Source organism: Mucilaginibacter lappiensis, assembly GCF_050433765.1.
Taxonomy (GTDB): domain Bacteria; phylum Bacteroidota; class Bacteroidia; order Sphingobacteriales; family Sphingobacteriaceae; genus Mucilaginibacter; species Mucilaginibacter lappiensis_A.
The window spans coordinates 212235-224776 of record NZ_JBNPWP010000005.1 but is presented as its reverse complement, the minus strand read 5'-3'; the positions used below and the strand labels follow the sequence as shown (position 1 = coordinate 224776).

The 12542-nt window shown below is 39.1% G+C and carries 9 protein-coding genes; 5 read left to right on the top strand and 4 right to left on the bottom strand.

Annotated features, from left to right (window positions below; translation table 11 throughout):
- Positions 1 to 7: 7 nt before the first annotated feature.
- Positions 8 to 1006 carry a GlxA family transcriptional regulator gene (locus M2273_RS17220; protein ID WP_429398991.1) on the bottom strand — a complete coding sequence of 333 codons (999 nt, stop codon included), beginning with the start codon at positions 1004 to 1006 and terminating at the stop codon, positions 8 to 10.
- 195 nt (positions 1007 to 1201) lie between these two features.
- On the opposite strand from M2273_RS17220, the gene M2273_RS17215 reads away from it, so the two are divergent.
- The 5 genes from M2273_RS17215 to M2273_RS17195 all read left to right on the top strand — a co-directional run bounded on the left by M2273_RS17215 (position 1202) and on the right by M2273_RS17195 (position 9222).
- Entirely contained in the window at positions 1202 to 1693 is a 492-nt protein-coding gene (locus tag M2273_RS17215) for an SRPBCC domain-containing protein (protein WP_429398990.1), read from the top strand.
- A 198-nt stretch (positions 1694 to 1891) separates the two neighbouring features.
- The gene (locus M2273_RS17210; RefSeq protein ID WP_429398989.1) at positions 1892 to 5194 is read left to right on the top strand and encodes a glycosyl hydrolase; all 3303 of its coding nucleotides are present in this window, start codon (positions 1892 to 1894) and stop codon (positions 5192 to 5194) included.
- An 8-nt stretch (positions 5195 to 5202) separates the two neighbouring features.
- Positions 5203 to 6903, top strand: a complete 1701-nt coding sequence (locus tag M2273_RS17205; protein ID WP_429398988.1) for a hypothetical protein — start codon at positions 5203 to 5205, stop codon at positions 6901 to 6903.
- 206 nt (positions 6904 to 7109) lie between these two features.
- Positions 7110 to 8699, top strand: coding sequence for a ribosomal protection-like ABC-F family protein (abc-f, locus tag M2273_RS17200; RefSeq protein WP_429398987.1), 1590 nt, complete (start codon positions 7110 to 7112; stop codon positions 8697 to 8699).
- A 73-nt stretch (positions 8700 to 8772) separates the two neighbouring features.
- Positions 8773 to 9222, top strand: coding sequence for a DoxX family protein (locus M2273_RS17195; protein WP_429398986.1), 450 nt, complete (start codon positions 8773 to 8775; stop codon positions 9220 to 9222).
- A 103-nt stretch (positions 9223 to 9325) separates the two neighbouring features.
- Here M2273_RS17195 and M2273_RS17190 read toward each other — a convergent pair whose 3' ends face one another.
- From M2273_RS17190 to M2273_RS17180, 3 genes are all read right to left on the bottom strand, one after another.
- Complete coding sequence (locus M2273_RS17190; RefSeq protein ID WP_429398985.1) at positions 9326 to 10129, bottom strand: phytanoyl-CoA dioxygenase family protein; 804 nt, start codon at positions 10127 to 10129, stop codon at positions 9326 to 9328.
- 23 nt (positions 10130 to 10152) lie between these two features.
- Positions 10153 to 11229 carry a GNAT family N-acetyltransferase gene (locus tag M2273_RS17185; RefSeq protein WP_429398984.1) on the bottom strand — a complete coding sequence of 359 codons (1077 nt, stop codon included), beginning with the start codon at positions 11227 to 11229 and terminating at the stop codon, positions 10153 to 10155.
- 321 nt (positions 11230 to 11550) lie between these two features.
- The gene (locus M2273_RS17180) at positions 11551 to 12408 is read right to left on the bottom strand and encodes a glycosyltransferase (RefSeq protein ID WP_429398983.1); all 858 of its coding nucleotides are present in this window, start codon (positions 12406 to 12408) and stop codon (positions 11551 to 11553) included.
- Positions 12409 to 12542 lie beyond the last annotated feature (134 nt).

The following is a 12542-nucleotide window of genomic DNA, read 5'->3' as shown; positions in this document are numbered from 1 at the left end:
TTCAATATTATTTATAAGAAGTTACAGTTAGCCCTGTTTTTCCATATTTTTTCTGGTATTCCTTTGGGTTTATGGCAACATGCCTTTTAAATATTTTTCTGAAAAAACCAATGTCATCATAACCACATTTCATCGCTATCTGCTCAATATTATCATTGCTATTTTCAAGTAACTTTTTTGCTGCTTCTATACGTACACGCTGCAAATATTCAAGAGGTGTATTGCTGGTAGCCCCCTCAAAACGGCGAATAAAATTCCGGATGCTCATGTAGTATTCTCCTGCTAATTTTTCGATAGATAAGGTATGCTGATAATTTTTTTCAATAAAGATCTGTGCTTCCATAATCTTTTCATCGGAGTGAGTGCGTTGAAGCTGAAAAACAGAGAATGTATGCTGGGGTTGCTGATGGGTATTGATCATTAGGATTTTTGACACCGTGATAGCTTCCTCATGTCCAAAAAACTTTTCAATAAGGTATATCATAAAAGTGGTAAAAACGAAAGCCCCACCACAGGTATAAATATTGCCCTGGTCAACAATAATTTTATCGTCCTCTACCTGTACTTCCGGATATTTTTGTCGAAACAGATCAGCAAACCTTAAATTTGTTGTCACTTTTTTACCTTTAAGTAATCCGGTTTCAGCAAGTAAAAAAGCTCCTATGCAAATACTGGCTAAATCAGCATTTTTTGTGTGCTGTTGCTTTAACCAGTCAACAAGCATGCGCTCGTGATTTACAACATGATCAATTTTTGCAGAACGCATAGCAGGAATGATCACCAGATCATATACCTGTTCAATTGCCAGTTGCTCTTCTTTACCTGTATCTAATGCTTTACGCCATAACTTTTTTTTATACGCTCTTATATAATCAATCCCAATATTATGTTTTAAAGAGCTGTCTGCGAGCAAAGGCTGCACATGATTTAATGTGCTCCATATTTCAGCCGGGCCGGTTACACAGGTAGCAACTGCGTGTTCAAAATTAAGTATTGCTATGCGCATAAAAATACCTTGAGATAAAACTGATCAATAAGTATAAAGGTATTCTTCACGTGGCAATATCAACTAATTTAATTGTCATTTCTGCCACTCTAATATCTCTGCAAATCCATCTAATTTTGACTTATTAAAGTTTCTGACTTTTATAGTTGCCTGAAAAACAGGTAACGGCAGAATAAAACATAAATCAATAAAAAAATGAAAACATCAGAATTCACCACTACCTTTTTGGTAGATCAGACCCCGGAAGAAGCCATTAAGGCCATCAAAAACATTCGCGGATGGTGGTCAGAAGGAGTTGAAGGAAGTACAGACAAACTTAATGATGAATTTATCTATCATTATAAAGATGTTCATTACTGTAAAATGCAATTGATTGAACTGGTTGCGGATCAAAGAGTGGTTTGGCTGGTACTTGACAATTATTTCAAATTCACTAAAGACAAAAGCGAATGGATAGGTACAAAACTCGTATTTGATATTTTGCGAAAAGATGATCAAACAGAGATCAGGTTCACGCATGAGGGTTTGGTTCCTCAATATGAATGTTATGAGATCTGCAGGGAAGCATGGACCAATTATATACAGAACAGTTTACGCAACCTGATTACTACCGGCAAAGGCGAACCCAACCCCAAAGAAGAAGATGGCTTTAATGCAGAGTTGGCTCAAAAATGGAAACTTGTATAATGATATCCAATTTCTTGGGATACGTTTCTCGCGAGCCTGCAGGCTTACCTTACAACAGGTAAAGGCTCGCCCTTTTTGAAACCGCAGGCAACAAAAATTAGGAAGAAAAAAAAGCAATAGGTTAGTTATATCTGCCGAATTTGCTTATACTGGGCAACCCGTTCTTAACAGGTAAACATATACCTGTTAAGAGCGGGTATGAAATTAAAAATGTCCCAGGTAATGAAGATCATGAAAGTGAATAGAAAACGACTTCGGTCAGTTAATGCCCTCTTTTTATCATGCACTTTGTTACTTGCCGCCTGTGTAACAAAAAAGAAGGTGCCCGTTATTTCTGCTGCCGTACCAATGGCTGCCCTGGAAGCAGGATTTATGACCGTTCCTGATTCTATTCAGACCAGTATTTACTGGTACTGGTTATCGGATAATATTTCAAAAGAAGGCGTTATCCGTGATCTGGAATCGATGAAAAAGGTTGGGATCAACAGGGCATTCATTGGCAATATTTGGCAGGATGATGTTCCTGCCGGAAAAGTAAAAATATTTACCAATGAGTGGTGGGATATTTTGCATGCCGCCCTTAAGCGGGCTACCGAACTAAATATTGAAATAGGAATATTCAACAGCCCGGGATGGAGCCAGTCTGGTGGTCCGTGGGTGAAGCCGGAACAATCCATGCGATACCTTACGTCAACAAAATTCAACGTTAAAGGACCTTTGAAGTTAAACAAGCTGCTGGCAGTTCCTGAACCTAACTTTCAGGATGTAAAAGTTATTGCTTACCCGGTAAATAGCGAATATTTTAGAGACATGCGGGCCCTCAAGCCAATAATAAATGTGGTTCCCGCTATTGCCGGCATAAAAAGTATCATGGACTTTAATGATACTACCGGCGTAATTTTTAAAGGCGCTGGCCCATATACTATTGATATTACCGCAAGTAAACCATATACTGTTCGCAGTTTAACTATTGTTCCCAACCGTAATCCAATGATATTGGAAGGCGACCTGCAAATAGAAACAAATGGTATTTATAAAACAGTTAAGCATTTTAAAATAGACCGCAGCAACAATGAACCTAATGTTGGGTTTAAACCATATGGTCCTGCCGCGATAGCCGTTATGGCAAGTAAATCAAATAATTTTAGGTTAGTGTTTACTAAATTCTCTAAAAACGGTGGAATTGCCGAAGTAAAACTGTCGGCTACTCCTGTTGTTGAAAATTATATTGAAAAAACGCTGGCAAAAATGTGGCAAACACCTTTTCCATACTGGGATGCTTACCAATGGGCACCGCAGCCTATAACTGATAGCAACCTGGTAATTGACCCAGCGAAAGTTATTGATGTTTCTAAATTTATGACGGCCGATGGCATTTTAAAATGGGATGTACCTGCGGGTAACTGGGTAATTGAGCGTAGTGGTATGGCGCCAACAAATGTTCATAACGGGCCTGCATCACCACAGGGTACTGGCCTGGAAACGGATAAGATGAGCAAGGAACATATCGCCGCTCATTTTAATGCATATTTAGGCGAAATCATCAGGCGTATACCTGCAGCAGACAGGAAAACCTGGAAAGTAACCGTGGAAGATAGTTATGAAACCGGAGGGCAGAACTGGACGGACGGATTTATCGGAAAGTTTGAAAAACAATATGGCTACGATCCTACTCCTTATATCCCGGTTTTACAGGGAAGTATTGTTGGAAGCGCAGAGAAATCAGACCGCTTTCTTTGGGATTTGCGCCGTTTGATTGCCGATAATGTAGCTTATGAATATGTTGCAGGTCTTAGAGAGATCAGCCATCAACATGGCCTCACGACCTGGCTGGAGAACTATGGACATTGGGGCTTCCCGGGGGAGTTTCTGCAATACGGAGGACAGTCAGACGAAATCGGTGGGGAGTTTTGGAGTGAGGGGAGCCTGGGAAACATCGAGAACCGGGCAGCTTCATCAGCCGCGCACATTTACGGCAAAACCAAAGTATCGGCCGAGTCGTTTACCTGTGCGGGCGCGGCTTATTCCCGTTACCCGGCGATGATGAAGCAACGTGCCGACCGGTTTTTTACAGAAGGTATTAACAATACTCTTTTGCATGTATATATCAGCCAGCCTTACGAAGATAAGGCTCCAGGTGTTAATGCCTATTTCGGGAATGAATTTAACCGGTTAAATACCTGGTTTTACGACATGGATATTTTTTTGCAGTATATCAAAAGATGTAACCTGATGCTGCAGCAGGGCAAGTATGTAGCAGATGTGGCCTATTTCATCAGTGAGGATGCCCCCAAAATGACAGGTGTTCAGGATCCTGTTTTACCGCAGGGTTATTCCTTTGATTACATTAATGCTGAAGTGATTAAAACCCGGTTATCCGTTAAAGATAATAAACTGATATTACCCGATGGCATGACTTATAGTATGCTCGTTCTGCCGCAATTAAAAACGATCCGCCCGGAGTTGCTGATGAAAATTAAAAATTTGGTTGAGCAGGGGGCTATTGTACTTGGCCCAAGGCCTGCAACATCGCCAAGTTTACAAAACTATCCTGCGGCGGATAAACAAGTTAAGCAACTTGCAGATGAGCTTTGGGGTAACATTGATGGGAATGCAATAAAAATTAACCGTGTTGGAAAAGGTATGGTGATGAGTGGCATGAACATGCAGGAGGCACTGGACGCGGTTAAGATCAAACCTGATTTGAGAATTCCACAAAGCGATTCGGTGCTGTTTATTCATCGTGAATTAAAGGAGGGTGCTGTTTATTTTATCTCAAACCAAAGAACAAAAACTATAAAAATTGAACCGGAGTTTAGGATCAATAAAAAATTGCCAGAATTGTGGGATCCGTTAAACGGCACCAGGCGTAACCTTACTGCTTATCGCCAAACCGAAGGCCTAACTACTATTCCTCTGCAATTGGAGCCGATGGAAAGCGCATTTATTGTTTTTAGAAAAGATACTATTTTAAATAAAATAAACACCTTTGATACGAACTATCCAGCCCCTGTTAAAACGATAACGATTGATAAACCCTGGTCTGTTCAATTTGACCATAGCATGCGTGGACCGGCTAATCCTGTTATCTTTAAAACACTCACCGATTGGTCAATCAATGAGAACGACAGTATTCGTTATTATTCGGGCGCTGCCAGGTATTATAATTCATTTATGTGGGATAAAATTACCGATGGCGACCAGGTATTTCTTACAATGGCAGCAACGAATGCTATAGCCAAGGTAACGCTTAATGGCATCATGCTCGGCGGCACCTGGACAGCTCCTTATAAAATAAATATTACAAAGGCACTAAAAAAAGGTGTAAATAAACTGGAGATTAAGGTTGTAAATACTTGGGTGAACCGGCTTATTGGCGACAGTCGTCTGCCGGTTAATGAGAGGAAAACCTGGACCATGCATAACCCTTACAATGCGAACAGTAAACTGCAGTCATCAGGATTGCTGGGGCCTGTGAAACTGGAGTTAATTAAAAAATAATTAAGCCTATGAAAATAAATACCCGCCAGAAACAATGGTTGATCACACTTTGCTGCATTACTGTTTTCAGCACCTTGTGCTCTTTTTATCTGGTTAAGCAACCCGTGCTAAAAAACAATGATGAATCTCCCAGGATCGTCAATATTGTCAATTTTATCCGCTTGCTTGAACCAAGAGATCCAAAAATTACGCAGGAGGTGCTTTTTCAAACGGTAGTTAAGCAGGTGGCAATCATGAAAAAATACAAGCTTGGCGGAACGTTTCTTTTACAATATGATGCATTGCTTGATAAAAGATATCAGAAATTATTGGCCGGTCTTCCCAAAGGTTCCTTTGAAATAGGTGCCTGGTGGGAGATCCCTCAACCGCTGGTTGAGAAGGCCGGGTTGAAATGGAGAGGGCGCTATCCTTGGGATTGGAGGGCAAATATTGGTTTCTCTACCGGGTACACTCCCACGGAACGAAAAAAACTTATTGATGTTTACATGGCCGATTTTAAGAAGATCTTTGGCTATTATCCCAAATCGGTTGCATCATGGTTTATCGATGCCTACAGCCTCAATTACATGTATAAAAAATACCACATCGTTGCATCTGCAAATTGTAAGGATCAGTATGGTACAGATGGGTATACCCTATGGGGTGGTTATTGGAACCAGGCTTATTATCCAAGTAAGCTCAATTCTTATATGCCCGCCCAGCATGAACAGAACCAGATCCCTGTACCCATTTTTCGCATGCTCGGCAGCGATCCGGTAAGACAGTATGATACCGGATTAGGATCTAACAGGCAAGGGGTGATCACCCTGGAACCTGTTTACAAATTCGGGGGCGGCGATTCGACCTGGGTAAACTGGTTCTTCAAAACATTCGCTGATGATAATGCACTGGGATTCAACTATACGCAGGCCGGACAGGAAAATTCTTTTACCTGGGATGCCATGGCCAAAGGCCTTGAATTACAGATGCCGTTGATAGCAAGGCTTAGGGATGAACATAAGGTAAGGGTAGAAACATTGGAAGCATCGGGCCGCTGGTTTAAAAACAAGTACAGGGTTACGCCATCAACGTCCTTTTCGGTAAGTAAGGACATAGACGGAAGTGACCTTAAAACAGTATGGTTTAACAGTCGTTTTTACAGGGTTAATATGTTATGGGAAAAAGGCGGGTTGAGGATACGGGACATTCACCTGTTTAATGAAAAACTTCCATCTGTGTATGAAACGCAGGCAGCTACGTCAAATGAATGTACATTTTTCACCTTGCCTTTTGTAGATGGCTATATATGGAGTGCAAAAGATCAGATTGCCGGTTTACGGTTAAAAGCAATAGTTGACGGAAAAGAAATATTATTGCAGGGAAAAGATCCTGAATTCATTAAAACCGGACCGTCAGCAATGCGTATTACCTGGCCTTTAACATCGGTGGAAGGAACATTTGAAGTTAATTTGAGTGAAAAACAAATTAAAATGAAACTGGTGACTCTTAAGCCCATCAACTGGTTTTTTGATCTGAATACGGCGGATGGTATTAAGCTGCCGTTTACCGGGGTAAATGGTAAAAGCCTGGATTGCCGGTTTGAGGGTATGAACTATGCTGTTAAAGCAGTCGAAGGGTTTTTTACCAAGCCAGATAACGGATGTATATTAAGAATCAGCCCGCAGGTGAATACCATCACATTAAACCTTGCTGAAACGTCAGGTAAATAAAATTATTGCTGAATCCTGAGCTGCCAGATATAATGCTTTGCTGTAGCTCGCTGCTTGTATTATTTTTGTTTACAGCAATTTTTTTTCTTATCATTGCCCGCATAATCATAAGTACGCCTATATGTAATAAATAATTTCTTTCAGGAAAATAAACAGAGCCATCATAACAGGTTCCTGTAATTATTCACTCTTTAAAGGAATTAAATATGCTTATTCTTCAAGGTGTTACTTACATACATCCCAACAGAGATTTATTGTTTGCTGATATAAATCTCGTCATCAATAAACAGGATAAAATTGCATTAATAGGCAATAACGGAGCAGGGAAATCCACCCTTCTGAAAATCTTAGCCGGAAGCTTACCTCCTACAAGCGGACATGTTAAAGCTGCTTCAAGGCCTTATTATATACCCCAGCTTTTTGGCCAGTACAATAATTATAGTGTAGCTCAAGCCCTTAGGGTTGAGGATAAATTAAAAGCGTTAAAAGAAATTCTTGATGGCAATGTAACCGATGAAAATATGACATTGCTCGGCGATGACTGGGCAATTGAAGAACGGTGCAAAGAAGCTTTTACGCATTGGAAGCTTGATGAATTGGACCTGTCTCAAAAAATGGGAACCCTTAGTGGTGGGCAAAAAACAAAAGTTTTCCTTGCCGGGATCAATATACACCGACCTGAAATAGTTTTATTGGATGAGCCAAGCAATCATTTAGATACGTTCAGCAGAAGCATTCTTTATCATTATATAAAATCTACTAACAATACTTTAGTGGTGGTAAGTCATGACAGAACTTTATTAAATCTGCTTGATAACGTTTACGAACTCAGCAAACGTGGCATAACAATTTATGGCGGCAATTATGATTTTTATGCTGAGCAGAAAATGGCTGAAAGCGATGCATTGAATCAGGATTTGAAGAGCAAAGAAAAGGCGCTCCGAAAAGCAAAAGAAACAGAGAAGGAATCACTGGAAAGGCAACAAAAGCTGGATGCCCGTGGAAAGAAAAAACAAGAAAAGGCGGGGCTTCCTACCATTTCCATGAAAACGTTTAAAAACAATGCCGAGAAAAGCACTTCACGTATGAAGGGTGTTCATTCCGAAAAAGTGGATTCCATTTCGTTGGAGCTGAATCAATTGCGCAAAGAATTGCCTGATGTAGACAAGATGAAGATGGGTTTTGACAATTCGGCACTTCATAAAGGGAAAATATTGGTTACTGCAATAGAGGTTAATTTTGGATACAATGATCAATTGCTTTGGAAACAGGCATTGAACTTTCAGATCACAAGCGGTGAACGTATTGTTATTAAAGGGTTAAACGGCTCAGGCAAGACAACGTTAATAAAAATGATTTTGGGTGAACTTAAACCCCGGTCAGGAACAATGGAGAGCGTTGCTGTTAAGGCCATTTACATTGATCAGGACTATTCATTAATAAACAACAAGCTTAACGTTTATGAACAGGCACAACAGTTTAATTCTGGTGTGTTGCAGGAGCATGATATAAAGATTCGCTTAAACCGGTTTTTGTTTACAAAAGAATATTGGGACAAACCTTGTAAAGCACTTAGCGGCGGGGAGAAAATGCGATTGATGCTTTGTTCCTTAACGATAAGTAATCAGGCCCCTGACATCATCATATTAGATGAGCCAACCAATAATCTGGACATTCAAAATATCGAAATTTTGACCGCTGCTATTAACGAGTATAAGGGAACGCTCATCGTCATCTCTCATGATGAATATTTTTTGAAACAAATAAATATAGAACATTCAATGGTTATTGGATAGTTTGTCATTTTATATCATGTTCGGGAAAGCGAATTTTAAAAACGAGTAGCTTTGGAAGATTAAAACCAAAACCATGAAAATAAATTTTGACCTGCCGCAATTATTTCTTCGCCTTGCTTTGGGCTTTGGCTTTATCCTCCCTGTAATGGACAGGTTAGGCATCCTGGGCGAAGCAGGGACAAATGGAAATGCGTGGGGCAACTGGAGCAATTTTGTAACATATACCCATTCACTGGTACCCTATGTAAACAACTCGGTAGCCAATATATTGGCTACAATTGCAACGCTTGGCGAGCTGGTGTTTGGGATCCTGCTTATTGTAGGTTATAAAACAAGGTTTGCAGCGCTGGGCAGCTTTTTGTTAACCTTGAGCTTTGCGCTGTCTATGTTGTGTTTTGCCGGTTACAGGGCTCCGTTCAGCTATTCGGTATTCGTATGTTCGGCGGCGTCATTGTTATTGGCAAATATCATACACTACAGGTGGAGCATTGATGTTATAAAAGAAACCCCATCAAATAACTAACCCAGTTCTTCATTGTCATTTACTTGAAAAATACCAAAACAAAAAAGCTGCAAATTTATGATTTGCAGCTTTTTTGTTTTGTATGACGGTATAGAACTTAAAATTAACCCTGACCTGGCTGATACATTCTTTTTTCAACAGGTTGGTAATATTCGTTTAAATTTTCAGGTATCCTGGAGTTATAGCCCAAAACTTGCCTTAAATGTTCACTTAGTCCCTCGCCAAAGGTGTAGCCCAATGCCCTGGGATAATCAAGTTGTGGTTTAAAGAACGGACGGGTAAAGGCCATGGTTAGCGTTCGTCTTTTCCCGTCTGTGTTGTTTTTTCCGGCGGCGTGCCATAAGTTGGAGTCAAACAAAATAATGCTGCCTTTTTTTGCCACGGCGCGTTCGGCGTTATGGTAAAAATAATCGTCTTCTGGCTTATCATCTTGTTTATGAGAGCCCGATAAAAAATAGGTCGCCCCATTTTCAAGGGTAAAATCATCTAAAATAATCATCATTTGGATCATCATTTTAAAATCTCCTGTAAAACTTCTTATATCCCTATGGATATTCTGAACGTATGGCTTGTCATCTCTTAAATTGATCACGGCTCCTAATGAATTTAGAATGTAATTTCCTTTTAAAAAATGCTTTATTTGATCTTCACAATATCTTTGTTCGAGAAATTTTAAAGTAAAGGTATCTCTTTCAACAAGATGGTGAAGTGTTCCGTTCATGTTTGCACTTATCCCATTTGCAATTTGAATTTCGCGCCTTACCTCATATGCCTTTACCAATGAATCGGTAATTTCTTTAATAAAAGCAGCATCCATCGCATCTTCATAAACAATCCACCCATAATCAGCCATAGTCTGATCAAATGTAGCTATGTCAGCATCCGCATATGTAAATTTATTTTTCATGTTATTAATTGGTTAAGGTTAATTTAGGCAGTCATGGTTTCTATATTTGAAATATATGCCTGAGTATTTCTTTTTGGCTGACGATATAATGGGAAGTAATTGGCTCCAGCATTGACATCCACGCCGGCTTTTAAAACAAGGTCATTATAAGCCGTGTTGTCATTAATGTAACACCATATATGATCTTTTACCTGTAAATCTGAGAAATACCTTTTGAATGTAAAAAGAGAATCTTCTTTACCACCTACTCCGCCCCCAAGATGGAAGATTTTTTTTCCAAGCCTTCTTCCAATCATACTGATTTCGTCTGTTAATAATTTGCTTGGGGATTCTTTCAAGTATTCTGGTGACGTTGCCGAAAGGTGATTTCTGATAATGCTATTTGACAATAAAAGAAGTGCACCGCAAATAAGTTCTGGTCCATCGTAAATAAGAAGAAGTTTGTTTTCAAAATGCTCTGCATTAAGAAGATTGGCAAAGTATTGCTCATCAAAATAATAGTTTCGTGAGGCATTAACCCGATCCATATTTTTGTAATACATTTCAGTGAAGTTTTTAATTCCTTCCTGGCTGTTGAGTTCCTTAATGATATAGCCTTTTTCACGCAACTTTCTTATCTGGCGGAAAAGCCTTTTATCATACTTACTTCTTTGATCTTCAACAGACAATGAAAGGTCCATATATAGGGTTGTTCCATTTTCATGTAAACCGCCAATGCTTTCCAATATATTATATTGATTAAGGAATGGATGCAGCCTTGAAAATATACAAACCGCGTTTTCTTCTTTCATGAAATTCACAAAAGAGGTTTTAAAAGACGCGATTGTTAGCACCGATAAGCTCGAGAGATCAATATTAGATATCGGCCCACAATAGCCGTAGGCAGAAGTCATGTCGAAAAATAGAGAGTTTTCGATTTTTCTTTTAATTACAGGCAATGCAATGAAAAAGCCCTCTTCCTCATATACAAATAAAAGAGGTTCTCCTTCTTGATTTAAAGAATGATAGTTCCAGGTATGGAAAACCTCGTGTATTAGAGACTTGTCCATATAAGCATCCCATTCTTTTTTATTTCGAATGGTAAAGTTTTGGGGATACATAAATTTATTTTAGTTTAATACAATTGTTAATAATGTTCTTTTATTCTTATAGGCATTGTTCACTGTTTTTAGCTTTTTTACGGGTAAATTAGATTATAAATGACGATGTCCCTTGATGTAGCGATGTCCCTTTCTGGTATAATAAATGAAGTATATGTAATGTACAGGTAACTACTGTTCACATATTTGGCGGAGTGGTAAATAAAAAACACCTGTCTGCAATTAGTAGCTGTTTAATAACCATAGCGCAGAAAAAAGGGAATAAGAGGTTAATTGCACAGGTAATGATGCCTGCAACAAAATAAGGATTACAAATAATGACTAAAGGAGATACAATACAGTATCGTAAGCTTTACGTATCCTTTGCCGCTTTAACTCAAATAATAAGTATCTTCTTAAATATAGCAATAACAATCTTTTCTTCCGGATGCTGCGATAGGTGAAATGTTTAATGATCAGGTTAAAATCATTGATCATCATCTCCAGGCGGGCTTCTTCTCTGATCATACTCCATATACCGCCAACATGATTACGATAACAGCTCATTACCTCTGGCATTACATATATTTTACGGCCGGTATTATATGTTGCAAAAATTTTTAACATTTTATCGGCCGCATAACAGGTAAAGTACCAGGGCTTTTCAAATAACTCAGACACCTCAGGAATATTATGATATACTACCGAAGCGGTTTTCGTTTCCACCTGTTTCCCTACAAGCAGGTCGTTATAAGTATGTACCAATGGAACAGGCTTAGGATCTACATACAGCTCATTCCCATCTGTGTCAACTACCCGCGTATAATGGCAACAGATGACATACTCTGGATTTTGCTCTAAAAAGTCAACCTGTTTTTGCAATTTGTAAGGGTCTGTCCAATAATCATCCCCATCACAAAGCGCAATGTATTTCCCCTTACAAACATTAACCGCATTAATCATGTTAAGATGCGGACCTACATTTTTTTCAGGAGTCATCACTTTGATTTTATCCGGATACTTTTCCTCAAATGATTTAAGTATTTCGGATGTCCCATCGGTTGAGCAATCGTCACCAACAACAATATCAAATTGAAAATTTGTTTTCTGCATCAAAAAGCTCTCAACGGTTTGGGCAATAAATTGCTTTTGATTGTAAGCTGAACAGCAAACGCTGACCATCAAATCCTGTTTTACCATAATACCCCAATTATTTTTACACGGTCAGTGTAAATTTTAAACGGCTTATTTTTTTTGTTAAATTCTAAGGCTAACGGGTGGCCAATATATCTAAGGCCTATAATTCCAATATTATTTTTATTCGGTTGCATTGT

Coding starts and splice junctions, on each gene's coding strand:
- M2273_RS17215 (WP_429398990.1), top strand. CDS start 1,202: ATGAAAACATCAGAATTCACCACTACCTTTTTGGTAGATCAGACCCCG.
- M2273_RS17220 (WP_429398991.1), bottom strand. CDS start 1,006: ATGCGCATAGCAATACTTAATTTTGAACACGCAGTTGCTACCTGTGTA.
- M2273_RS17190 (WP_429398985.1), bottom strand. CDS start 10,129: ATGAAAAATAAATTTACATATGCGGATGCTGACATAGCTACATTTGAT.
- M2273_RS17185 (WP_429398984.1), bottom strand. CDS start 11,229: ATGTATCCCCAAAACTTTACCATTCGAAATAAAAAAGAATGGGATGCT.
- M2273_RS17180 (WP_429398983.1), bottom strand. CDS start 12,408: ATGGTAAAACAGGATTTGATGGTCAGCGTTTGCTGTTCAGCTTACAAT.
- abc-f (WP_429398987.1), top strand. CDS start 7,110: ATGCTTATTCTTCAAGGTGTTACTTACATACATCCCAACAGAGATTTA.
- M2273_RS17205 (WP_429398988.1), top strand. CDS start 5,203: ATGAAAATAAATACCCGCCAGAAACAATGGTTGATCACACTTTGCTGC.
- M2273_RS17195 (WP_429398986.1), top strand. CDS start 8,773: ATGAAAATAAATTTTGACCTGCCGCAATTATTTCTTCGCCTTGCTTTG.
- M2273_RS17210 (WP_429398989.1), top strand. CDS start 1,892: ATGAAATTAAAAATGTCCCAGGTAATGAAGATCATGAAAGTGAATAGA.